A 24,868-nucleotide genomic window follows, 5' to 3' on the forward strand; every position below is an offset into this window, starting at 1 on the left:
CGGTGCCATCAATTTAATGGCACCCGTGGTGGAGGGATTCCCGATGTCTGCCGTTCTCTCATTGTTACAAAGCCGTCTATTGCGGCCAGTGTTCGTTACCCTTGGTATCGCTCTTTTGGTGCAAGTGCTGGTGGCGGTCGCCCTGACCCGGAGCACCGTCACGGCCCTGGAAGCTGATTTGGGCAAGCGCCTGGGTGTGGATAGCCAGAAACTGTCGGGCGAATTGACCCAGGCGGGCAAGGAAGTGACCTCCAGCCTCGACAGCCTGTCGACCAGCACCAGCGATCGCCTGACTGCCGGGCTTTCTGCGCGGTTGAAGCAGGAGCAGCAACAACTGCGTACGACCCTGGAAAAAGACCTGAAGGACTCCGCCAATGACATGGCGCAGTTGTTGGCCTCGGTTGCACCCCGTGCGATGTGGGACAGTGATGTTCCGGCACTGTCGGAGTTCGCCCGGCGCGCCCAGCGCAATCCCAATGTGCTGTTTGTGGTGTATGACGACGCTACTGGCCAGCATCTGACCCGTTATCTGAACCGGGAAAACCCGATCAACAAAGCGCTGTTGGAGAAGGGCGAGGGTGATCGTGCGTTGGATAAAGTGTTGAATGCCGCGAAAAACGACCCTTCGGTGTACTACGTTGAGGCGTCCATCAGCCCCAATGGCGTAGAGATCGGCAAGGTCCTCATGGGGGTTTCGACCGCGGCGGTGGAGGCTGACCTGGCGGCGCTGGACCAGCGCTTTGCCGCGTTGATCGCCAGTGGTGGTCAATTGGTCGGGGACAGCCTCAAGGGCGCGGCGGCGGACAGTGCGGCGGCCATGGGGGCTCGCTTGCAGTCAGCGCAGGCCACGGCCACCGAAATGACGGCCAATACCTCCAGCGCCGTACAAGAGGCCGCGCAGGCCCTGCGCTGGCGGATTGGCCTGGGCCTGGCGCTGGTTGGCCTGGGCGTGTTGTTGCTGATTGCCGTGGTGCTTGGGCGGCGTGTGGTCAACCGCTTGAAACTGTTGATTGCGGCCATGGATGATCTGGCGGCGGGTGAGGGCGATCTGACCAAGCGCGTACAGATCAACAGCCAGGATGAAATCGGCGCCATGGCTTCGGCGGTCAATCGCTTTGTGGATAAGTTGCAGCCGATTGTGCGTGAGGCGGGCGATGTGGCCCAGCGAACCGGGGTGGAAATCGGCGCGATGACCCTGCGCAATGCTGGTGCCGATGCGGCGGCGGGCTTGCAGCGCGATGAAGTGGCCGAAAGTCTGCGGGCGCTGTCGCAAATGGCTGATGAGGCCCAGGCCGAAAGCCATGCCATGCAGGCCGCGTTGCAGCAGGTGGTGGATATCCGCCAGGCCACCGATGAAAACTCCCGCACCTCGGCCGAGGTCGGCAGTCTGATTGAGGCATTGGCAGGCCAGGTGCAGGCCGGCTCCAAGGTGATTGAGCGTCTGGCCCAGCAAAGTGAACAGATTGAAGTGGTGCTGACGGTGATCCACGGCATTGCTGAGCAGACCAACCTGCTGGCATTGAATGCGGCCATCGAAGCGGCACGTGCCGGCGAGACCGGGCGTGGTTTTGCGGTGGTGGCGGACGAAGTACGTGCACTGGCGAGTAAAACCCAAAGCTCCACTGGCGATATCCAGGCGCATATCGTGGCGCTGCAGCAAGGCGCGCGCGAGGCGGTGGAAACCATCGGCAAGGCCGGACGCCAGGCCAGTGAGGGGCTGCTGGTACTGCGCGACAGCGTGCGCTTGCAGCAAACGGTGCAGGCCTCGGTTGAGCAGGTGCATGCGGCGATTGGCCTGGCGACCCGAGCTGCCGAGCATCAGGCCCAGGGTGCGCATGCGGTGCGTGGTCGGGTCGAGGTGATCCATGCCCAGGCCGAGCGTGCGGCGCAGGCGGTGGTGGAGACCACCGCCAGTGGCAAGGTGCTGGATGGGTTGGCGGCGCAGTTGAAGGCCAGCCTGGGGCAGTTTCGGGCCTGAGGTTGGCTGCTCGGGCCTCATCGCGGGCAAGCCCGCTCCCACAGGTAATCGCGTTCTAATGTGGGAGCGGGCTCAGCGGCTCAGATACATCCGCGTCGTGAGCAGATAGACGGGCAACCCCGACACCACAATCAACAACGCCGCATAAGGCGCCGCTGCCGCAAACTCCACATTCGAGGTGTGCGCCCACACCGCCGTGGCCAAGGTATTCAACCCGGTCGGGCTCAGCAGCAGCGTTGCCGTCAACTCCTTCATCGCATCCAGGAACACCAGCGCAAACGCCGCCCCCAATGCGGGAAAGATAATCGGCAAGGTCACCCGGCAAAATGCGCTGAATGACGATGCACCCAGGGTGCGGGCCGCTTCCTCCAGTTGGGGCGCCGCCTTGTTCAGCGCGGTCCGGATCGGCGCCTGGGCCAGCGGCAAGAACAGCAATGCATACGCGATCAACAGCAGTGCCGAGGTCTGATACAGCGCCGGCACGTAATGCAGGGCGAAATACACCAGGGTCAAGGCAATCACCAGGCCGGGCAGGGCGTGCAGCAGGTAGGGCAGGCGTTCGGCCCACAGCGCCAGTTGGCCCTTGTAGCGCACGACCAAAAGGCCTACCGGCACTGCCAGCGCCAGGCAGAGTGCGGCGCCGCCCAGGGACAAGGCCAGGGAGGACAGCAGCGCCTCACTGATTTGTGCTACCGGGAAGGCGGCCGAAGAACCTACGGCCAGCCAGTAACCGAGCATCCCCAGCGGAATGCCGCTGCCAATGATCGCCAGCATCAAGCAATAAAGCTGGCCCAGTGGCGCCCATTTACCCAGTCGAACCTGCTCGGCATGCCGCGCCGCGCCTTGCCCGGTACGCACATGGCGGCCCTTGCCGCGCACGCGCAATTCCAGCCAGAGCAGAGTCAGGCACATCATCAGCAACACCGCAGACAGCATCGCCGCATTGGCATTACTGAACTCCAGCTCGAACTGCTGGTAGATTGCCGTTGTGAAGGTTTGCAGGCCGATGATCGACAGGGCGCCGAATTCCACCAGCATATGCAAGGCAATCAACAGGGCGCCAGCCAGCAGCGATGGCCATAGCAGCGGCAGGGTAATGCGAAAGAACACGCTCCAGCGATTCAGGCCCAGGGTGCGCGCCGACTCCTCCAGGGATGGATCCAGGTTGCGCAGGGTGGCCGCCACCGGCAGGAACACCAGTGGGTACTTGGACAGGGTCATCACCAGGATCGCCCCGCCAAGGCCTTCGAACTGGGCGCTCAATGACACCCAGGTGAAGCTGCTGACAAATGCCGGTACGGCAAACGGCAGGCAAAGAATGACCCCCCAGATCCGTCGGCCCGGCAGGTTGCTGCGTTCCAGCAGCCAGGCCAGGGACAGGCCGATCACCGCGCAGGCCAAGGTCACGCCGACCATCAGTGCCAAAGTGTTACGCAGCAATCCGAACACATACGGTCGCCACAGCAGATGCACTGCCTCGGCCCACCCGGCTTGCCAGGCCTTGAGGCCGACATACACCAATGGCAACAGGCTCAGGCCCACCAATAGCAAGACCGGCAACAGCAACCAGATTGATGGGCGCTTGCGTCGTGGACTAAAACCCCCGCGCAAGGCGGGGGTCGGTAGCGATGGGTTCATCAGTTCAGGCCAACCTCACGTTCCAGCTCCAGGGCTTCTTCGGCATTGCCCAGGTCGGCGGGAGTGATTTTCGGCGGTTGCAGTTCGCTAAATGGCTTGAGGCCGCGATTGGATTCCATGCCTTTGCGCAATGGGTATTCGGCGGACGTGTTGGTAATCACGCGCTGGCCTTCTTCGCTGGCCATGAACGCCAGCAACTGCTGGGCTTCCTTGGGATGTTTGCTGGATTTCAGTGCTGCCGCTGCGGATACGGTAATCAGACCGCCGGCATCGCCATCGGTGAAGTAGTGCAGTTGCGAATCCAGGTTGGTCTTTTCCTTTTTCAGGGCAAACCAGTAGTAGTTGTTCACCAGTACCGTGGCCACTTCGCCATTTTCCACGGCTTTTAGCGCAACCATGTTGTTGCTGTAGACCTTGCCGAACGCGCGCAGGCCGGTCAGCCATTCTTCGGCGGCATCGCGCCCGTGCATCTTGAGGATGGCGACGGCTTGTTCCTGGAAGGCACCGCTGGTAGGGACGAAGCCGACTTTGCCCTGCCACTCTGGCCCGGCAAAATCCAGCACCGACTTGGGCAGCTCTTCTTCCTTGATCAGTTTCGGGTTGAAGGCCACGACGCGGGTACGGGCGGTCACGCCCATCCAGGCGCCATCGGCGGCCACGTATTCTTTGGGTAATACATCTAGCGTGCTGGCATCGATGGTCGCGAGCAGGCCTTGCTCGCCGAGTTTGTTCAGCGGCGGTGACTCTTCGGTGTAGATCACATCGGCGGGGGAGCGCTCGCCTTCTTCGACGACCTGGCTGGCCAATTGATTGCTGCTGCCCTTGCGCACATTGACGTGAATGCCGGTATTGGCTTCGAAAGCCTTGGCGAGTTCATCGCCGACTTCCTTGTGCTGGCCGTTGTACAGGGTCAGTTCAACCTTGTCGGCAGAATACGCGCTGGGCGAGAGCAGAGTCAGGCCGAGCAGAGTGATGGTCAGGCCACGCAGAAGGGATGTCTTGAGACGGGTATCGCGGATCATCATCCGGGGTGTTCCTCACTTGTATGCAACAAATTCTTACAAGGATAAACGATAAACCTTCTCAAGTCCGGGCAGGGCTGGAATTGCTGGCGGGGTTTTTAAACCCTAGAAACGAAAAAACCCGCTTTCGCGGGTTTGATCTGAATTTGGTGCCCAGGAGAAGACTCGAACTTCCACGACCTTGCGATCACCAGCACCTGAAGCTGGCGTGTCTACCAATTTCACCACCTGGGCATTATCAAACAACGTTGCCGCTGTTGATGGGGCGAACTATACGGCGGGCTTTTTGATCTGTAAACCCCTGATTTGATTTTATAAATCAAATTTTCAGTTAAAAATCAAAGGCTTGTAACGCAAAAACCCGCTTTCGCGGGTTTTTGTGAAACTCAAGGCTGACCTTGAGTTTTGAATTGGTGCCCAGAAGAAGACTCGAACTTCCACGACCTTGCGGTCACCAGCACCTGAAGCTGGCGTGTCTACCAATTTCACCATCTGGGCAGTATCTTCAACGTTGCCGTCGTCGATGGCGCGCACTATACGGAGTGACTTTTGAGCTGTAAACCCCCGTCATCAAAAAAGCCTGGAAAAATTCGCAGGCGGTCGCGCAAGGTGGTTTCCCGGGGGGGTAAAACGCATTTCCCGGCTAGTTATTGCTGGAAATTTCCCGTTTCAATACGCGTATGCCAAACTAACCCGCATATAGACAAGGTGAAAACTCTCTAATGGCCGATTGGCAGTCCCTCGATCCCGAGGCCGCTCGTGAAGCGGAAAAATATGAAAACCCTATTCCTAGCCGCGAACTGATCCTGGCGCACCTCGCCGATCGGGGTTCGCCTGCTAGCCGCGAGCAGCTGGTTGAAGAATTCGGTCTGACCACCGAAGACCAACTCGAAGCACTGCGCCGCCGCCTGCGCGCCATGGAGCGCGATGCACAGTTGATCTACACCCGTCGCGGTACTTACGCGCCGGTGGACAAGCTCGACCTGATCCTTGGCCGCATTGCCGGTCACCGTGATGGTTTCGGCTTCCTGATCCCTGATGATGGCAGCGATGACCTGTTCATGAGCCCGGCGCAAATGCGCCTGGTGTTCGATGGCGACCGTGCCCTGGCGCGCGTGTCGGGCCTGGACCGTCGCGGTCGCCGTGAAGGCGTGATCGTCGAAGTGGTGTCCCGTGCCCACGAGTCCATCGTCGGTCGTTACTTCGAAGAAGGCGGCATCGGCTTCGTGATTCCGGACAACCCGAAGGTCCAGCAGGAAGTGCTGGTAACCCCGGGCCGCAATGGCGCCGCCAAGGTCGGTCAGTTTGTCGAGGTGAAAATCACCCACTGGCCAACCCCGCGCTTCCAGCCACAGGGCGATATCGTCGAAGTGGTCGGCAACTACATGGCGCCGGGCATGGAAATCGATGTTGCGCTGCGCACCTACGATATCCCCCACGTCTGGCCTGAGGCCGTGCTTAAAGAGGCCGCCAAGCTCAAGCCGGAAGTCGAAGAAAAAGACAAAGAAAAACGCATCGACCTGCGCCATCTGCCGTTCGTCACCATTGACGGCGAAGATGCCCGCGACTTCGACGATGCGGTCTACTGCGAAGCCAAGCCCGGCAAACTGCGCCTGTTCTCCGGCGGCTGGAAGTTGTTCGTCGCGATTGCCGACGTATCCAGCTACGTGAAGATCGGTTCGGCCCTGGATAACGAAGCTCAGGTGCGCGGCAACTCCGTGTACTTCCCTGAGCGTGTGATCCCGATGCTGCCTGAGCAGCTGTCAAACGGCCTGTGCTCCCTGAATCCGAAAGTCGACCGTTTGGCCATGGTGTGCGAGATGACCATCTCGAAAACCGGCGAAATGACCGATTACCAGTTCTACGAAGCGGTGATCCACTCCCAGGCGCGCCTGACCTACAACAAGGTCAGCACCATCCTGGAAGCGCCGAAAACCAGCGAAGCCAAGGCTTTGCGCACCCAGTATGCAGACGTAGTCCCGCACCTCAAGCAGCTCTACTCGCTGTACAAGGTGCTGTTGGGCGCACGTCATGTGCGTGGCGCGATCGATTTTGAAACCCAGGAAACCCGGATCATCTTCGGTTCCGAGCGCAAAATCGCCGAGATCACGCCGACTACCCGTAATGACGCGCACAAGCTGATCGAGGAATGCATGCTGGCGGCCAACGTGGCCACCGCTGAGTTCCTGAAAAAGCACGAGATTCCTGCGTTGTATCGGGTCCACGATGGTCCGCCGCCGGAGCGCCTGGAAAAACTGCGCGCCTTCCTCGGCGAGCTTGGCCTGTCGCTGCACAAAGGCAAGGACGGCCCATCGCCGAAGGATTACCAGGCTCTGCTGGCCAGCATCAAGGATCGTCCGGATTTCCACTTGATCCAGACCGTGATGCTGCGTTCCCTCAGCCAGGCAGTGTACAGCGCCGACAATCAGGGCCACTTCGGCCTGAATTACGAGGCGTACACGCACTTCACCTCGCCGATCCGTCGCTACCCGGACCTGCTCACGCACCGCGCAATCCGCAGCGTGATCCATTCCAAGCAGAACACCCCGCACGTCAAGCGCGCCGGTGCCATGACCATTCCGAAGGCACGGATCTATCCGTACGACGAAGCGGCCCTGGAACAGTTGGGCGAGCAGTGCTCCATGAGCGAGCGCCGTGCCGACGAAGCTACCCGTGACGTGGTGAACTGGCTCAAGTGCGAGTTCATGAAAGACCGCGTAGGCGAGTCGTTCCCTGGCGTGATCACCGCCGTGACCGGTTTTGGCCTGTTCGTCGAGTTGACCGACATCTATGTCGAAGGCCTGGTGCACGTCACTGCCTTGCCGGGTGACTACTACCACTTCGACCCTGTGCATCACCGCCTTGCGGGCGAGCGCACTGGTCGTAGCTTCCGTTTGGGCGATACCGTGGAAGTACGGGTCATGCGCGTCGATCTCGACGAGCGCAAGATCGACTTCGAGATGGCTGAAAAAACCATCGACGCTCCGATTGGCCGCAAGAAGCGTGGTGCTGAAACTGCAGCGCCGGCGAAAAAAGGCGCTCCGGCGAAAGCTGCCGCTGCTGCCGAGCCAGCGGCCAAGCCTGCTCGCCGTTCGTCGGCCAAGGAAAAGGTCAGCGACGCCTATCGTCCTAGCGATGCCGCGGCGAAAAACGCCGAGCTGCGCAAGAGTCGCGAATTGAAGCAGCAGTTGCTCAACGAAGCCAAAAGCGGTGGTAAAGCGGCGTCTGGGGGAAAGTCCCAGGGCGCCGACAAGCCGTCGAGCAAACCGAGTAAACACCGTAAAGGCCCGCCTAAAGCGGGTTCGGCCCCCGCGAAAAGCGGCGGGTCGCGCAAACCTAAGGCCAAGTCATGAGTCTGGAAAAAATCTACGGCGTGCACGCCGTAGAAGCGTTGCTGCGTCACCACCCTAAGCGCGTCAAACAGGTATGGCTGGCGGAAGGTCGCAGTGAACCGCGCGTGCAAGCGCTGGTCGAACTGGCCAACCAAAACAAGGTTGCCATCGGCCAGGCCGAGCGCCGTGAAATGGACGTTTGGGTCGAAGGCGTGCACCAGGGCGTGGTCGCGGACGTGAGTCCAAGCCAGGTCTGGGGCGAGGCGATGCTCGACGAGCTGCTCGACCGTACCGAAGGCGCGCCGCTGTTGCTGGTGCTGGACGGCGTGACCGACCCGCACAACCTCGGCGCCTGCCTGCGTTCGGCAGATGCTGCCGGCGCGTTGGCGGTGATCGTGCCTAAAGACAAGTCGGCCACCTTGACGCCGGTTGTACGTAAAGTCGCCTGCGGCGCGGCGGAAGTGATTCCGCTGGTGGCCGTGACCAACCTGGCGCGCACCCTGGAGAAACTCCAGCAGCGCGGCTTGTGGGTCGTGGGCACGGCGGGAGAGGCTGAGGTCAGCATTTATGACCAGGACCTCACCGGCCCGACCATCCTGATCATGGGCGCCGAAGGCAAGGGCATGCGTCGCCTGACTCGCGAGCATTGCGACTACCTGGTGCACTTGCCAATGGCCGGTAGCGTCAGCAGCCTCAACGTTTCAGTCGCAACGGGCGTCTGCCTGTTCGAAGCCCAGCGCCAGCGTGGCGCCAAGTCCAAGACCAAGAAGTAATTAGGTCTGGTACAGGCCAAATGTGTGCTGGCTTGTGTAGGAGCTGGCTTGCCTGCGATGCAGGCACCTCGGTACATCAGTTGTACTGAGGTGATGCGATCGCAGGCAAGCCAGCTCCCACACAAGCCAGTTCCCACATCGCTTTGTGGGGTGCATGAGATTGTTCAAATAATCACCAATTGCCTTGCGCCCTTTCTCCCCCTTCTCTACAATTGCGCCCCTTGCCTTCCCGGCGGGCACGCATGTGCCTCCCAGTGGCAAGATTCCTAAGTGTCATTCACTCCTTGTCTGACCGTTTTTGAGCGGCAGGCTACAACCCGTAAGGAGCATTCATGCGTCATTACGAAATCATCTTTTTGGTCCACCCGGATCAAAGCGAGCAAGTCGGCGGCATGGTTGAGCGTTACACCAAGCTGATCGAAGAAGACGGCGGCAAAATCCACCGTCTGGAAGATTGGGGCCGTCGTCAACTGGCCTACGCAATCAACAATGTTCACAAGGCTCACTACGTGATGCTGAACGTTGAGTGCACTGGCAAGGCCCTGGCCGAGCTGGAAGACAACTTCCGCTACAACGATGCAGTGATCCGTAACCTGGTCATCCGTCGCGAAGAAGCCGTTACCGGCCAATCCGAGATGCTCAAGGCTGAAGAAAACCGCAGTGAGCGCCGTGAGCGTCGCGACCGTCCTGAGCACGAAGGCGCTGAAAGCGCTGATAGTGATGACAGCGACAACAGCGATAACGCTGACGAGTAATCCACGGACCTTATTAAGGAGCCTATCAAATGGCACGTTTCTTCCGTCGTCGTAAGTTTTGCCGCTTCACCGCTGAAGAAGTGAAGGAGATCGACTACAAAGATCTCAACACTCTGAAAGCCTACGTATCCGAGACCGGCAAAATTGTTCCAAGCCGTATCACCGGTACCAAAGCTCGTTATCAGCGTCAGCTGGCCACCGCTATCAAGCGCGCCCGCTTCCTGGCCCTGCTGGCCTACACCGACAGCCACGGCCGCTGAGACCGGGCAGTCGACAAGTAGTAAGGGATTGAATGCATGCGCGCCTTAGCTGAGTTCATCATGCGCGGTCGTGTGCAGGCCACTCTGGTAGTGGCTGGATGTGCAGCATTGCCGTTGTTGTATTGGTTGGGTGCTGCCGCAGGAAGCCTTGTGCTGCTGCGGCGCGGTTTGAAGGACGCCTTGGGCGTTCTTGCCCTGGGGTTGCTGCCGGCCTTGATCTGGTGGCTGCAATTCGACGATCCACGGGTACTTCTGGTACTGCTGGGGTCGTCGAGCCTTGCGTTGGTTCTGCGCGCAAGTGAGTCCTGGGTCCGTACGCTGCTGGTCAGCGTGGCATTGGGAGTGGTGTATTCAGTGGTGCTTGGCGCGGCTTTCCGCCCGCAAATCGAGGCGCTGTCGCAGGAGTTGGTAAAAATCCTGCCACTGGCCCTCGGGGATCTCTACCAGCAATTGTCGGTAGATGAGCGAGCGCGCATGGCCACACTGATTGCTCCGGTCCTGACCGGCCTGATAGCGGCACTGTTGCAGATCGTCAGTGTGCTGAGCCTGATTCTTGGGCGCTACTGGCAGGCGTTGTTGTATAACCCGGGTGGTTTTGGTCGCGAGTTTCGCAGTATCAGAATCCCCGCAGGCCCAGCGATGTTGCTGCTGGCGTGCATGCTTGTGGGGCCGAACTTCGGTCCGCAAATGGCCATGTTGACGCCGTTGTGCAGCGTACCGCTGGTGATTGCCGGGCTGGCCCTGATACACGGGCTGGTGGCGCAGAAGCGCCTGGCCAAGTTCTGGCTGGTGGGGTTGTACGTGACGCTGTTGCTGTTTATGCAACTGATCTATCCGTTACTCGTGGTCTTGGCCATTGTCGACGGCCTGATTGATTTTCGCGGTCGTCTGGCGCCGAAAGACGCCGATAACGCGAACGGTGAAGGTTAAAAGTTAGAGGATTTTCACATGCAACTGATCCTTCTGGAAAAAGTCGCCAACCTGGGCAACCTGGGCGACAAAGTAAACGTTAAGGCCGGCTACGGTCGTAACTACCTGCTGCCATACGGCAAAGCCACCGCTGCAACCGCTGCCAACCTGGCCGCGTTTGAAGAGCGTCGCGCTGAGCTGGAAAAAGCTGCAGCAGACAAAAAAGCTTCGGCTGAAACCCGTGCTGCCCAACTGGCCGAGCTGGAAGTGACTATCACTGCCACCGCTGGCGACGAAGGCAAGCTGTTCGGTTCGATCGGTACTCACGACATCGCTGACGCACTGACCGCCTCCGGCGTTGAAGTGCAGAAGAGCGAAGTTCGTCTGCCGAACGGCACCATCCGCAACGTAGGCGAATTCGACGTAGCCGTGCACCTGCACGCTGAAGTTGAAGCCACCGTACGCGTTGTCGTGGTAGCAGCTTAAGAAGCACCTAACTGACTGGCACCTCGCGTGTCAGCCAGTTAACATCGGGCACGATCCTGTTTACAGGTCGTGCCTTTTGTTTTTTCAGACCCCCTAATTTCAAGTGGCCATGAACGATATCTCCGCTCCTGAGCAATACGATCTGCAAACCGCTGCCCTGAAGGTGCCGCCGCATTCCATCGAGGCCGAACAGGCCGTGCTCGGTGGCTTGATGCTGGACAACAACGCCTGGGAACGCGTGCTCGATCAAGTCTCGGACGGTGATTTCTATCGCCATGACCACCGCCTGATCTTCCGCGCCATTGCCAAGCTGGCCGACCTGAACTCCCCCATCGACGTCGTGACCCTTGCCGAGCAATTGGACAAGGAAGGTCAGACCTCACAGGTGGGCGGTCTCGGCTACCTGGGTGAACTGGCGAAAAACACGCCGTCCGTCGCCAACATCAAGGCCTATGCGCAGATCGTCCGTGCACGGGCCACCTTGCGGCAGTTGATTGGCATTGCTACGGAAATCGCCGACAGCGCCTTCAACCCTGAAGGGCGTACGGCAGAAGAGATTCTCGATGAGGCCGAACGGCAGATCTTCCAGATCGCCGAAGCGCGACCGAAGACTGGCGGCCCGGTCAGCGTCAACGACCTGCTGACCAAGGCCATCGACCGAATCGATACCCTGTTCAACACCGACAACGCCATTACCGGCCTGTCCACTGGCTACACCGACCTCGACGGCATGACCAGTGGCCTGCAACCGGCTGACTTGATCATCGTCGCCGGTCGTCCGTCCATGGGTAAGACCACCTTTGCCATGAACCTGGTGGAAAACGCGGTACTGCGCAGCGAGAAGGCCGTACTGGTGTACTCCCTGGAGATGCCAGGTGAATCGCTGATCATGCGGATGCTCTCGTCCCTGGGCCGTATCGACCAGACCAAGGTGCGTGCCGGTCGCCTCGAAGACGACGATTGGCCGCGCCTGACCTCGGCGGTCAACCTGCTCAACGACCGTAAGCTGTTCATCGACGACACCGCTGGCATCAGCCCGTCGGAAATGCGCGCGCGCACCCGGCGCCTGGTGCGTGAACACGGCGACGTCGGCCTGATCATGATCGACTACCTGCAATTGATGCAGATCCCTGGCTCTGGCGGCGACAACCGGACCAACGAGATTTCTGAAATCTCGCGCTCCCTCAAAGCCCTGGCCAAGGAATTCAACTGCCCTGTGGTTGCGCTCTCGCAGCTCAACCGCTCCCTGGAGCAACGCCCGAACAAGCGCCCGATCAACTCTGACTTGCGCGAATCCGGAGCGATCGAGCAGGATGCTGACGTGATCATGTTCGTTTATCGGGATGAGGTTTATCACCCGGAGACCGAACATAAAGGCATCGCCGAGATCATTATCGGCAAGCAGCGGAACGGCCCGATCGGCACCACGCGCCTGGCGTTTATCGGCAAGTACACGCGTTTCGAAAACCTTGCGCCGGGCAGCTATAACTTCGACGACGAATAAGCCCGCTCCCACATTTCAAATGTATTCACAATTCAGGGCACTCCACAATCCCGACCATTACCGTCGGAATTGGTCAAAATTTGTGCTATATTCCGCGCCCGCGATTTTTCATCTCAACACCGGTCACCGTCATGCAAACAGCCAAGCCGTTATTTGACTATCCCAAGTACTGGGCCGAATGTTTCGGTCCAGCGCCATTCCTGCCGATGAGCAGGGAGGAGATGGATCAGCTTGGCTGGGATTCATGCGACATCATCATCGTCACCGGTGATGCGTACGTTGACCATCCGTCGTTCGGCATGGCAATCATCGGCCGGCTGCTGGAGTCCCAGGGCTTTCGCGTCGGGATCATTGCCCAGCCCAACTGGCAGTCCAAAGACGACTTCATGAAGCTCGGCGAACCGAACCTGTTCTTCGGCGTCGCGGCCGGCAACATGGACTCGATGATCAACCGCTACACCGCCGACAAGAAAATCCGCTCCGACGACGCCTACACCCCGGGCGGCATGGCCGGCAAGCGTCCGGACCGCGCCAGCCTGGTGTACAGCCAGCGCTGCAAGGAAGCCTACAAGAACGTGCCGATCGTACTCGGCGGTATCGAGGCTTCCCTGCGCCGCATCGCCCACTACGACTACTGGCAGGACCGGGTGCGCAACTCGATCCTGATCGACGCCACCGCCGATATCCTGCTGTACGGTAACGCCGAGCGGGCGATTGTCGAAGTCGCCCAGCGCCTGTCGTGGGGCCACAAGATCGAAGACATCACCGACGTGCGCGGCACTGCGTTCATTCGCCGTGATACGCCTGAAGGCTGGTACGAGGTGGACTCCACCCGTATCGACCGTCCGGGCAAGATCGACAAGATCATCAACCCGTACGTGAATACCCAGGACACCCAGGCCTGCGCTATCGAGCAAGAGAAAGGCCCGGTTGATGATCCGGAAGAGGCCAAGGTCGTACAGATCCTGGCCAGCCCGCGCATGACCCGTGACAAGACGGTCATTCGTCTGCCGTCCGTGGAAAAAGTCCGTGGCGACTCCGTGCTGTATGCCCACGCCAACCGTGTGCTCCACCTGGAAACCAACCCTGGCAACGCCCGCGCTCTGGTGCAGAAGCATGGTGAAGTGGACGTGTGGTTCAACCCGCCGCCCATTCCCATGACCACCGAAGAAATGGACTACGTGTTTGGCATGCCTTACGCACGTGTCCCGCATCCTGTGTACGGCAAGGAGAAGATCCCGGCCTACGACATGATCCGCTTCTCGGTGAACATCATGCGTGGCTGCTTCGGCGGCTGCACCTTCTGCTCGATCACCGAGCACGAAGGCCGGATCATCCAGAACCGTTCCGAAGAGTCGATCATTCGCGAGATCGAAGAGATCCGTGACAAGGTCCCGGGTTTCACCGGCGTGATTTCCGACCTCGGCGGCCCGACCGCGAACATGTACCGCATCGCCTGCAAGAGCCCGGAAATCGAATCTGCGTGCCGCAAGCCATCCTGCGTATTCCCGGGCATCTGCCCGAACCTGAACACCGACCACTCCTCCTTGATCCAGTTGTATCGCAGCGCCCGTGCGTTGCCGGGTGTGAAGAAGATTTTGATCGCTTCCGGTCTGCGCTATGACCTAGCTGTCGAGTCGCCGGAGTACGTCAAGGAACTGGTGACCCACCACGTCGGTGGCTACCTGAAGATCGCCCCGGAACACACCGAGGAAGGTCCGCTCAACCAGATGATGAAGCCGGGCATTGGCAGCTATGACAAGTTCAAGCGCATGTTCGAGAAGTACACCAAGGAAGCGGGCAAGGAGCAGTACCTGATCCCGTACTTCATCGCCGCCCACCCGGGCACCACCGATGAAGACATGATGAACCTGGCCCTGTGGCTCAAGGGCAATGGCTTCCGTGCCGACCAGGTGCAGGCGTTCTACCCCTCGCCAATGGCCACCGCCACGGCGATGTACCATTCGGGCAAGAACCCGCTGCGCAAGGTCACCTACAAGAGCGATGCGGTGACCATCGTCAAGAGCGAAGACCAGCGCCGCCTGCACAAGGCCTTCCTGCGTTACCACGACCCGAAGGGCTGGCCGATGCTGCGTGAAGCACTGACCCGCATGGGCCGCGCCGACCTGATCGGACCGGGCAAGGACCAGTTGATCCCGCTGCACCAGCCGTCCACCGATAGCTACCAGAGCGCCCGTCGCAAGAACTCGACGCCGGTGGGCAGCCATAAGGTCGCCAAGGAAACCACCACCAAGATCCTCACCCAGCACACCGGCCTGCCACCCCGTGGCAGCGACGGCAGCAACCCGTGGGACAAGCGTGAGCAGGCCAAGGCCGCAGCTCAGGCGCGTAACAAGCAGGCGGCCAAGGAGCGCGCTGATGCGGCCAAGGGCAAGGGCGGCAAGCCTGCGCGCAAGCCGGTCGTGCCGCGTTGATTGCAGCCTGAAATGCCAAACGCCAGCCTCCGTGCTGGCGTTTTGCTTTCTAGCGGCAGGGAAACCTGTTTGTTAAGGTGGCGCCCGTTAAACCGCCATACCTGTAGGAGCGAGCTTGCTCGCGAAAAGCGTCAACGATAACGCGAGCTGCCTGGACAAACGCGGCGCTTGTGAGTTTTTCGCGAGCAAGCTCGCTCCTACAGAAATGAGGCCTCTGCGGTCACTCGAACCCTTCAAGGAAGAACACCCCATGAGCAACCCCCTGCTCAACATCGGCATGGACTCCAACCGCTCGCAGTTCATGGCGCGCCAGCGCATCGAAAGCCAGATCAACTTGCCCCGCCTGTTCGCCGCCATCGACGCCGACCCCAGCATCGTCGGTGCGGGCGTGGTGTATATCGATGCGGACTTCAATGTCGTGACCCTGCGCGAGTTCAAGCCGATCTGCAGCATCAGGCCCAAGCGCCTCATTTTGCGTGAGGCGCAGAAGTACATTGCGCCGGCGCAGTTTGCCAATCAGGTGACTAACAACCCGCGTGAGTCTCGCTTGGTGGGGGAGGCGGTCAATACGACCCTGTCTTGTGCGGGTGCAATCCTCGGTTGGATTGTCGTCTTCAGCGGCACAGTCGCCGTGCCTTTCACGGGGGGCGCTAGCCTAGTGGTGACGGGCATCGGCGCGACTGCTGCAGCGGCCAGTACTGCGCAATGTGTAGTCGGGGGCATGAGAACTATCAACGAACTCAATGACCCGGCAGCCAACGACGATATGGATAGCGAAGACTGGTATCGCTATGCAATGCCGGTATTGGACGCCGCTTCACTGCTGGGTGCCGGCGCCTCAACTCTGACGACTCTTCGGCTGCTGCAGGCTCGAAAGGTGACGACTGGCAGAAGTTGGTACGAGTTGTCCAAGGGGTTGACCCGTCAGCAACGCAAGGCGCTCACCAAGGAGTTGCTAAGCCTGAAAGATCCAAGCTTGAGCAATAAGCTCTTGAAACTGCGCCAGCGCTCCGGTGAGTTGACCAAGCGCTATTCGGCGACCGAGATCAATCACGCTACAGTGACGCAGATCAGAGATTCCCTGGGCGCTGCCATTGGTTTTACCGGGAGCGCCTTATCAGGCAACATTCGAACTGTTGCAGTTGGCCTGTATGAGGAGCTTGAGTGATGGATCGCCAAGGTTCGTTGAGAGCTTTTTTAGCCCAGTATTTTCCAGCGTTTATATGCGCATTTTTCCTTGCCTGCTTCTCTCTCTCTGTCGCTATTTCACTGGCATCAAGTACATTTTTTCGCAGTGACCCAGAGCGGGCGCGTTATTCTTTTCTGGCGGCAGTTTTCTTGGGATTGCTCTTGGCGTTCAGCCATTTCGTCATGATTAGAGGGCGAGAGTGGGGGGCTTGGGCCATCGCAGCCTTCTACGTTGTCTGTTTTCTGGTCGTGCTGCCGACCTATAGCTATCGGCCACATATGGCTGCGTATGTAATAGGGCTGTTGTTTCCGTTGCTGGGGCTGTTGTTGCTCAATAGTCAACGTCATAGGGAAATGCGCCGTCAGCTTCTGGAGATTCGTCGTCTGCGCCAATCCTTGAAATCACAGCGCAAAAAATGATGCCCCCTCACAACCTCAACATTATTCAGAGGGTAGCAACTGCTGTGGTCTGCACTAGGAACGCGAGCAATGAATGAGCTGCCCAGCATCCGTAGTTTTTTGTCGAAGTATTTCCCGGTCTTTATGGGGGCGATATTCGCGTCCATTTTTACTCTGGTGTTTGCGGTTCCGTTGTTTTTCGACAGCTATTTTCAGGACCTTTCCATGGAGACCAATGCTAAGTATTCGTTCCTGGGTGGCATCGCGCTCACCCTAGTGATCGTGCATTGCAATTTCATGATTGCTCGCGGGCGTGCGCAATGGGTGTGGCCGCTGGCGGTGCTCCTGGGGCTGTGCTTCCTGGGTGTATTGCCCACCCTCGGTGATCAGCAGCATTCATTAATCTATGGTTTGAGCTTACTGTGTCCATTGCTGGGGCTGCTGTTGCTCAATAGTAAGCGTCATCGGGAAATGCGACAGAAACTCGTCGAGGTCCGTCATCTGCGCCAGGCTGCGATAGCAAAGTACAAAAAATGGTGATTGTGTGGATTCACTCGCCCTGCCTCAATGCGAGCTGCCTGGGCAGACTCGGTGCTTGTGAGTTTTTCGCGAGCAAGCTCGCTCCTACAGAAATGAGGCCTCTGCGGTCACTCGAACTGAATCGCGATTGGACTTTACGAGGAAGTAAGCGAATTGATGACGCTACGCGACTTTTTCAGGCAATACTTTCTGACGTTTATGAGCGGCGTATTTGCTGCGTGTTTTTCTTTGGCGTTGGCTGTGGCGCTGACGTTCGTCACCTATTTTCGTGATGCGCCGATGGCTCAAGTGGGGCTCACGATCATGTTGGTCGGGGCGCTGCTCATTCTGTTGACGGTCCATAGCAATTTTATGATTTTGCGGGGCCGACCCTCCTGGGTGTGGGTGATGGTCGGTATCTACCTCGGCTGTCTACTGTTTGTACTTCCAATGGTTCAGTACCAGCCTCATAAAGTTCTCTATGGGTTGGCGTTGTTATTCCCATTCCTCGGATTGTTGGCACTTAACAGCAAGGCTCAACGAGAGATGCGTATAAAACTCATTGGAATCCGTCGGATTCGGCAGTCTGTCAAATCAACCGTTAGATCGGGTAGTCGCATGTGAAGGCGTCGGCTTCGACAGCCGGTTTTATCGCAACGCGCAAAAAGCGTTGATTGGGTAGATTCACCACTGAGCCCCGCACTTGCGCCACAAATGTGTGCAACCCTTGCACCACGGCGGTCACTCTCGCGCCGTTTTGGTGCTGTACTGCACCGGGTCCCTTGATAAAGCGCAATGACCGCCGCTCTGGCATAAGTCTTGCGCGCTTTGTTTCCATGCCCTGGCTCGCAGGAGGCCGCCGTGTCGATTCATGTCGCGTTGCACCATGTTACGCATTACCGCTACGACCGCGCTGTGGAGCTTGGCCCGCAGATTGTGCGCCTGCGCCCAGCGGCCCATAGCCGCACGCGGATCCTGTCCTACGCGCTGAAAGTGCTGCCCGAGCAGCACTTCATCAATTGGCAGCAAGACCCCCAGGGCAATTACCTGGCGCGCCTGGTTTTCCCGGAGAAGACCGATGAGCTGCGCATCGAGGTGGATCTGGTCGCCGAGATGGCGGTGTTCAACCCGTTCGATTTCTTCCTTGAGCCCTACGCTGAAAAAATCCCCTTCAGTTACGCCGCCGATGAGCAGCGCGAGCTGGCGCCGTACCTGGAAACCTTGCCGCTGACGCCGCAATTCGCCGCGTACCTGGCCGGTATCGACCGCACGCCGCTGCCGGCCGTGGACTTCCTGGTTGGCCTCAATCAGCGCCTGGCCGCCGATATCGGCTATCTGATCCGCATGGAGCCCGGCGTACAGACCCCGGAGTTCACTCTGGAAAACGCCAGCGGCTCGTGCCGCGATTCGGCCTGGCTGCTGGTGCAATTACTGCGCAACCTGGGCTTGGCGGCGCGGTTTGTTTCCGGTTACCTGATTCAGCTCACCGCCGACGTCAAGGCCCTCGACGGCCCCTCGGGTACCGAGGTGGACTTCACCGACCTGCACGCCTGGTGCGAAGTGTATTTGCCGGGCGCGGGTTGGATTGGCCTGGATGCTACGTCCGGGTTGTTCGCTGGTGAAGGGCATATCCCGCTGGCCTGTAGTCCTGATCCATCGTCAGCTGCGCCTATCAGCGGTCTGGTCGAACCCTGCGAGTGCGAATTTACCCACGAGATGTCAGTGGAGCGTATCTGGGAAGCGCCACGTGTCACCAAGCCCTACACCGAAGAGCAGTGGCTGGCGATCCAGGCGCTGGGGCGGCAGATTGATGGCGACCTGCTCAAGGACGATGTGCGCCTGACCATGGGCGGCGAACCGACATTTGTTTCCATCGATGACCCCGACGGCGCCGAGTGGAACACCGCCGCCCTGGGCCCGGACAAGCGTCGGCTGTCTGCCGAGTTGTTCCAGCGCATGCGCAAGCATTACGCGCCCAAGGGGCTGGTGCATTTCGGCCAGGGCAAGTGGTACCCCGGCGAGCAATTGCCGCGTTGGTCCCTCAACTGCCATTGGCGCCGCGATGGCGTGCCGGTCTGGCACAACAGCGCGTTGATCGCCGATGAACAGCAGGACTACGGCGCCGATGAGGTGATGGCCGGGCGCTTCCTGGCCAGTGTCGCCGAGCGCCTGAAGTTGCCGGCGCGCTTTGTGTTCCCGGCCTATGAAGACAATTTCTACTACCTGTGGCGCGAGGGCGCGCTGGCGCAGAATGTCAGTGCCCAAGATCCGCGACTGGACGACGAACTGGAGCGTGCGCGACTGCGCAAGGTGTTTACCCAGGGCCTGGATAAAGTCATTGGCCAGGTTTTACCGCTGGCGCGCACGGCGGCCAATGATCGCTGGCAAAGCGGCCGCTGGTACCTGCGCGACAACCATTGCCGGCTGGTGCCTGGGGATTCGCCGCTGGGCTATCGTTTGCCACTGGCCTCGCAGCCGTGGGTGACGGCGGCCGACTATCCCTTCGTGCATCCGACCGATCCCAATCAGGATCTGCCGCCATTGCCTGTCACGGCGCCTGTCCCTGGCGAGCCGGCTCCCAGCGAAGAGCGTGTGCCCAGGATCGACGAGTCGGCTGACTGGCTGACGCGTACCGCCTTGTGTGCCGAGGCGCGGGAAGGTCGGCTCTATCTGTTTATGCCGCCCCTGGAGCGGGTCGAGGATTACCTGGAGCTGGTGGCGGTCATCGAGGCCTGCGCCGAAGAACTGCATTGCCCGGTACTGCTGGAAGGCTACGAGCCGCCAAGCGATCCGCGCCTGAGCAACTTCCGTGTCACGCCTGACCCCGGCGTAATCGAAGTCAATGTGCAGCCGTCCGCGACCTGGGATGAATTGGTGGAGCGCACCGAGTTCCTCTATGAAGAGGCCCGGCAAACCCGCCTGACTACCGAAAAATTCATGATCGACGGGCGCCACACCGGTACTGGCGGCGGCAACCACTTTGTGCTCGGCGGCGCCACGCCCAAGGACTCACCGTTCCTGCGTCGCCCGGACCTGTTGCGCAGCTTGATCAGCTATTGGCACAACCATCCGTCCTTGTCGTACCTGTTTTCCGGCCTGTTTATCGGCCCGACCTCCCAGGCGCCACGGGTGGATGAGGCGCGCAACGATGCGCTGTATGAGCTGGAAATCGCCTTCGCGCAGATGCCTGAGCCTGGGGAGGAATGCCCGCCCTGGTTGGTGGACCGGCTGTTGCGCAACCTGCTGATTGACGTCACCGGCAACACCCATCGCGCCGAGTTTTGCATCGACAAGCTCTACTCCCCCGACGGCGCCACCGGGCGCCTGGGCCTGCTGGAACTGCGTGCCTTTGAAATGCCGCCCCACGCGCGCATGAGCCTGACCCAGCAGTTGCTGCTGCGGGCACTGGTGGCGCGCTTTTGGCGTGAGCCCTACGCGCCGCCGAAACTGGCACGCTGGGGCACGGAACTGCACGACCGATTCCTGCTGCCGCACTTTATCGAGCAGGACTTTGCCGACGTTATCGTCGACCTCAACGCGGCCGGCTACCCGCTGCGCGCCGAGTGGTTCGCCGCGCACCTGGAGTTCCGCTTTCCCAAGGTCGGCGACTATGCCGTCAGCGGTATCGAACTGGAGCTGCGCCAGGCCCTGGAACCCTGGCATGTACTGGGCGAGGAGGGCGCGGCGGGCGGTACGGTGCGTTATGTGGACTCATCCCTTGAGCGTTTGCAGGTGAAACTCAGCGGCTTGCCGCCGCAGCGTTATGTGCTGACCTGCAACGGCGTGGCCGTGCCGCTGCATGCCACCGGGCGTGTGGGTGAGTTTGTCGCCGGCGTGCGCTATCGCGCCTGGCAACCGGCCAATTGCTTGCAGCCGACCATCCCGGTGCATGCGCCGCTGGTGTTTGATCTGCTCGATACCTGGATGCAGCGTTCCCTGGGCGGCTGCCAATACCATGTGGCCCATCCGGGCGGGCGTAATTACGACAGCCTGCCGGTCAATGCCAATGAAGCCGAGAGCCGGCGCATGGCGCGGTTTTTCCGCTTGGGGCATAGCCCCGGGACGCTGCCAGTACCGCCGGTGGTCGTGAACGACGAGTTGCCAATGACCCTGGATCTGCGGCGGTTTCCCCATAAAAATGACTAAATACAATCCTACTGTAGGAGCCGGCAAGCCAGCTCCTACAGTAGATTTGCAGTGTTTGTGAGTTAATCTGAGCCCCCTTGCCTCTGCCGAGCGTTCCATGTCCGACTTGCTCGACCGTTACCCGCTGACTGCGGGCACTTATCACGAACTGCTGGACGACAGCGGTGCTGTCCGTACCCATTGGCGGCGTTTGCTTGACCATCTGCAGCGCAGCACCCCGGCACAACTGGCCCAGCGCCAGGCGTTGCTGACCCGCCAGATCCAGGAAAACGGCGTGACCTACAACGTCTACGCCGACCCCAAGGGCGCGGACCGCCCCTGGGAGCTGGACTTGCTGCCGCACGTATTGGCGGCGGATGAGTGGGCGCATTTGTCCGCGGGCATCGCCCAGCGCGCACGGTTGCTCAACGCCGTGCTGGCCGACCTGTACGGCCCGCAACGTCTGATTGCCGAAGGTTTGCTGCCAGCAGAACTGGTGTTCGGGCATAACAATTACCTGTGGCCGTGCCAGGGCATCCAGCCGCCCGATGGGGTGTTCCTGCACCTGTATGCGGTGGACCTGGCGCGCACCCCGGACGGTCGCTGGTGGGTCACGGCGGATCGCACCCAGGCTCCGTCCGGCGCCGGTTACGCCCTGGAAAACCGGACCATCGTGTCCCGTGCGTTCCCGGACTTGTATCGCGACTTGCAAGTGCAGCACCTCACCGGCTTCTTCCGCACCCTACAGGAAACCCTGGCTCGCCAGGCACCGGGCGATGACCAGCCGCCGCTGATCGTGCTGTTGACCCCGGGGCGGTTCAACGAAAGCTATTTCGAACACCTGTACCTGGCCCGCCAGCTCGGTTACCCACTGGTAGAAGGCGGCGACCTGACGGTGCGCGACAGTACGGTGTACCTCAAGACCCTCAGCGGCCTGCGCCGTGTACACGCGATCATGCGGCGGCTGGACGATGATTTTTGCGACCCGCTGGAGCTGCGCACCGACTCGGCCCTGGGCGTGCCCGGCCTGCTGGATGCGGTGCGCCAGGGCAATGTGCTGGTGGCCAACGCCTTGGGCGCCGGCGTGCTGGAGTCCCCCGGTTTGCTGGGCTTTTTGCCGAAGATCAATCAGTTTCTGTTTGGCGAAGAACTGATCCTGCCGTCCATCGCCACCTGGTGGTGCGGCGAGGCGCCGGTGCTGGCCGAAGCCCTGGAAAAGCTCCCGGAGCTGCTGATCAAACCGGCGTTTCCCTCGCAAAGTTTTGCCCCGGTGTTTGGCCGCGACCTGAACCAGGAACAACGCCAGGCTCTGGCTGAACGAATGCAGGCGCGCCCCTATGCCTACGTTGCGCAAGAGTTGGCGCAACTGTCCCAGGCGCCGGTCTGGCACACGGTGGATGATCATCTACAGCATCGCGCCATCGGCATGCGCGTGTACGCGGTGGCCAGCGAAGACGGCTACCGGGTGTTGCCGGGCGGCCTGACCCGTGTGGCGGCGCAGGCGGACGCAGAAGTGGTGTCGATGCAGCGTGGTGGGGCGAGCAAGGACACCTGGGTCTTGGGCGAGCGCGCCCCAGGTGGCGAACAATGGCGGGCGCAGCGGGTGATTGGTGCCCACGACCTGGTGCGCCGCGACCCGTACCTGCCCTCGCGGGTGGTGGAAAACCTGTTCTGGTTCGGCCGTTACTGTGAGCGCTGTGATGACAGTGCACGCTGGCTGCGCATCGTCCTCGCCCGCTATGTCGACGGTGACGACCCGCTGGCCTTGCAGGCCGCCGTGGAGCTTGGAGAGAGCCTGCGCCTGCTGCCAGAGGAGGGTGAGTTGCCAGAGCGGCTGCTGGAAGCCCTGCTCGGTGATGACTGGCCGTCGAGCCTGCGTGCCAATTTGCAGCGTTTGCAGTGGGCGGCGTCCCAGGTGCGCGGCAAGCTGTCCCGGGAGAACTGGCAGGCCCTGGTGGAGTTGCAGCGCGAAGCCATGGAGCTGGAAAGCGAGACCCCGGACTTTGGCCAGCTACTGGACTTCCTCAACCGTCTGGTGATGTCCCTGGCGGCCTTGTCCGGTTTTGCCCTGGACGACATGACCCGCGACGAAGGCTGGCGTTTCTTGATGATGGGCCGGCGTATCGAGCGCCTGCAATTTCTCAGCAGCAGCCTAGCGGCCTTCCTGCGCGGCGTGGCGGTGTTCGATCAGGCCGGGCTGGAGTGGTTGCTGGAGCTGGGCAACAGCAGCATCACCTACCGCTCGCGCTACCTGGCGGTGCCGCAATTGATTCCGGTGCTGGACCTGTTGCTGCTGGATGAGCAGAACCCCCACGCAGTGCTGTTCCAGCTCAAACTGGTGAGCCGCACCTTGCGCCGGCTCAACGATGACTTCGGTGTGCCCCGGGAGACCGGCCTGGCGCCGCTGGTGGAACGCCTGTCGCGCTTTGACCTGGGTTGCCTGGAGAACCCGCTGTTTGGCGACGCCGGCGTACGCGCGGCCCTCGATGGCCTGGCGGACCTGTTGCAGGCCGTCGCCGATGAAAGCGGGCAAGTTTCCGATCGCCTGGCCCTGCGCCATTTTGCCCATGTGGATGATGTCAGCCAGCAAACGGTGTCTGTGTGATGAGTGCGCGCTACCAGATTTTCCACGATACCCATTACCACTACGACAGCCCGGTGTCCCTGGCCCAGCAGCTGGCGCACTTGTGGCCGCGCCCCTGTGCCTGGCAGCGCTGCACTTCGCGGCAATTGGAGATCAGCCCCGAACCGACTGCGCGCCGCGATGAGCTGGACGTGTTTGGCAACCCGATCACCCGGCTGGCGTTCGAGCGGCCCCATGATGAATTGTTGGTCAATGCCGGCTTGACCGTCGAAGTGCTGGCCCGACCGGTGCTGGATTTCAGCCAGTCACCGCCCTGGGACCAGACTCGCGACAGCCTGACCTACAGTAGCCAGCCGTTGTCGGCAGAGGCCATCGAGGCGTGCCGTTATCGTTTTGAATCGCCCTATGTGCATCTGAAGAAAACCTTCGTCGAGTTCTCCGAGAGTTGTTTTCCTGCCGGTCGTCCGCTGTTGTTGGGCGTGCAGGCGTTGATGGAGAAGATTTTCAGCGAGTTCACCTTCGATGCCGAAGCCACCCAGGTCGCCACGCCGCTGGTGGAGGTGCTGGAGCGCCGACGGGGGGTTTGCCAGGACTTTGCCCATCTGATGCTCGCTTGCCTGCGCTCACGGGGCCTGGCGGCGCGTTACATCAGTGGCTACCTGCTGACCCAGCCGCCGCCTGGCCAGCCACGGCTGATCGGCGCCGATGCGTCGCACGCGTGGGTGTCGGTCTTTTGCCCGGTGTCGGGTTGGGTGGATTTTGATCCGACCAACAACGTGCAGCCGGCACTGGAGCACATCACCCTGGCCTGGGGCCGGGATTTTTCCGATGTCTCGCCGTTGCGGGGGGTGATTCTGGGGGGCGGGAGCCATGACCCGGAAGTGCGGGTAACGGTGATGCCGTTGATGTAGGAGCGAGCTTGCTCGCGAAAAACGCAAGAGCACCGCATAAAACCAGGATG

At 60.5% G+C, this 24,868-nt stretch carries 18 protein-coding genes and 2 tRNA genes; 16 read left to right on the forward strand and 4 right to left on the reverse strand.

The features are described 5' to 3' along the window. Nucleotides 1-43: 43 nt before the first annotated feature. The gene (locus tag KL786_RS21280) at nt 44-1,978 is read left to right on the forward strand and encodes a methyl-accepting chemotaxis protein (RefSeq protein ID WP_215518894.1); all 1,935 of its coding nucleotides are present in this window, start codon (nt 44-46) and stop codon (nt 1,976-1,978) included. Nucleotides 1,979-2,050: 72 nt separating this feature from the next. On the opposite strand, the gene KL786_RS21285 is transcribed toward KL786_RS21280, so the two are convergent. The 4 genes from KL786_RS21285 to KL786_RS21300 form a co-directional block, all read right to left on the reverse strand. Continuing rightward, nucleotides 2,051-3,616, reverse strand: coding sequence for an ABC transporter permease (locus KL786_RS21285; protein ID WP_215518895.1), 1,566 nt, complete (start codon nt 3,614-3,616; stop codon nt 2,051-2,053). Next, nucleotides 3,616-4,641, reverse strand: a complete 1,026-nt coding sequence (locus KL786_RS21290) for an extracellular solute-binding protein (protein WP_215518896.1) — start codon at nt 4,639-4,641, stop codon at nt 3,616-3,618. The genes KL786_RS21285 and KL786_RS21290 overlap by 1 nt, the downstream gene beginning before the upstream one ends. Before the next feature lie 144 nt (nt 4,642-4,785). Further along, nucleotides 4,786-4,872: transfer RNA gene (locus tag KL786_RS21295), tRNA-Leu, on the reverse strand. A gap of 177 nt (nt 4,873-5,049) precedes the next feature. After that, nucleotides 5,050-5,136 (reverse strand) — tRNA-Leu (locus KL786_RS21300). 224 nt (nt 5,137-5,360) lie between these two features. Here KL786_RS21300 and rnr point away from each other — a divergent pair. From rnr to KL786_RS21375, 15 genes are all read left to right on the forward strand, one after another. Continuing rightward, nucleotides 5,361-7,991, forward strand: a complete 2,631-nt coding sequence (rnr, locus tag KL786_RS21305) for a ribonuclease R (protein WP_215518897.1) — start codon at nt 5,361-5,363, stop codon at nt 7,989-7,991. Continuing rightward, nucleotides 7,988-8,743, forward strand: a complete 756-nt coding sequence (rlmB, locus tag KL786_RS21310) for a 23S rRNA (guanosine(2251)-2'-O)-methyltransferase RlmB (RefSeq protein ID WP_215518898.1) — start codon at nt 7,988-7,990, stop codon at nt 8,741-8,743. Before rnr ends, rlmB begins: the two co-directional genes overlap by 4 nt. A gap of 332 nt (nt 8,744-9,075) precedes the next feature. Then, entirely contained in the window at nt 9,076-9,498 is a 423-nt protein-coding gene (gene rpsF / locus KL786_RS21315; protein ID WP_003217491.1) for a 30S ribosomal protein S6, read from the forward strand. A gap of 29 nt (nt 9,499-9,527) precedes the next feature. Continuing rightward, nucleotides 9,528-9,758: a 30S ribosomal protein S18 gene (gene rpsR, locus KL786_RS21320; protein ID WP_003171373.1), complete on the forward strand. Its 231-nt coding sequence runs from the start codon at nt 9,528-9,530 to the stop codon at nt 9,756-9,758. A gap of 36 nt (nt 9,759-9,794) precedes the next feature. Next, complete coding sequence (locus tag KL786_RS21325; RefSeq protein ID WP_029299607.1) at nt 9,795-10,688, forward strand: YybS family protein; 894 nt, start codon at nt 9,795-9,797, stop codon at nt 10,686-10,688. An 18-nt stretch (nt 10,689-10,706) separates the two neighbouring features. Then, the gene (gene rplI, locus KL786_RS21330) at nt 10,707-11,153 is read left to right on the forward strand and encodes a 50S ribosomal protein L9 (RefSeq protein ID WP_003171376.1); all 447 of its coding nucleotides are present in this window, start codon (nt 10,707-10,709) and stop codon (nt 11,151-11,153) included. Between the two features lie 109 nt (nt 11,154-11,262). Then, on the forward strand, nt 11,263-12,657 hold the full coding sequence (gene dnaB / locus KL786_RS21335) for a replicative DNA helicase (RefSeq protein WP_032862036.1): 1,395 nt from the start codon (nt 11,263-11,265) through the stop codon (nt 12,655-12,657). A gap of 131 nt (nt 12,658-12,788) precedes the next feature. Next, entirely contained in the window at nt 12,789-15,092 is a 2,304-nt protein-coding gene (locus tag KL786_RS21340) for a YgiQ family radical SAM protein (RefSeq protein WP_215518899.1), read from the forward strand. 250 nt (nt 15,093-15,342) lie between these two features. Next, the gene (gene ssp4 / locus KL786_RS21345; RefSeq protein ID WP_215518900.1) at nt 15,343-16,260 is read left to right on the forward strand and encodes an Ssp4 family T6SS effector; all 918 of its coding nucleotides are present in this window, start codon (nt 15,343-15,345) and stop codon (nt 16,258-16,260) included. After that, a complete protein-coding gene (locus KL786_RS21350) occupies nt 16,260-16,700 on the forward strand; it encodes a hypothetical protein (RefSeq protein WP_215518901.1) in 441 nt (146 codons plus the stop codon). Before ssp4 ends, KL786_RS21350 begins: the two co-directional genes overlap by 1 nt. A 69-nt stretch (nt 16,701-16,769) precedes the next feature. After that, nucleotides 16,770-17,219 carry a hypothetical protein gene (locus KL786_RS21355; protein WP_215518902.1) on the forward strand — a complete coding sequence of 150 codons (450 nt, stop codon included), beginning with the start codon at nt 16,770-16,772 and terminating at the stop codon, nt 17,217-17,219. 156 nt (nt 17,220-17,375) lie between these two features. Further along, nucleotides 17,376-17,822 (forward strand): hypothetical protein, encoded by a 447-nt coding sequence (locus KL786_RS21360; RefSeq protein WP_215518903.1) that lies wholly within the window; start codon nt 17,376-17,378, stop codon nt 17,820-17,822. A gap of 237 nt (nt 17,823-18,059) precedes the next feature. After that, complete coding sequence (locus KL786_RS21365; RefSeq protein WP_215518904.1) at nt 18,060-21,344, forward strand: transglutaminase family protein; 3,285 nt, start codon at nt 18,060-18,062, stop codon at nt 21,342-21,344. A 97-nt stretch (nt 21,345-21,441) separates the two neighbouring features. Next, complete coding sequence (locus tag KL786_RS21370; protein ID WP_215518905.1) at nt 21,442-23,928, forward strand: circularly permuted type 2 ATP-grasp protein; 2,487 nt, start codon at nt 21,442-21,444, stop codon at nt 23,926-23,928. Beyond that, a complete protein-coding gene (locus tag KL786_RS21375) occupies nt 23,928-24,818 on the forward strand; it encodes a transglutaminase family protein (RefSeq protein ID WP_090292845.1) in 891 nt (296 codons plus the stop codon). The genes KL786_RS21370 and KL786_RS21375 overlap by 1 nt, the downstream gene beginning before the upstream one ends. The last annotated feature ends 50 nt before the right edge of the window (nt 24,819-24,868 follow it).

The sequence above is a fragment of the Pseudomonas sp. TAE6080 genome (assembly GCF_018732265.1).
Taxonomy (GTDB): Bacteria; Pseudomonadota; Gammaproteobacteria; order Pseudomonadales; family Pseudomonadaceae; genus Aquipseudomonas; species Aquipseudomonas brenneri.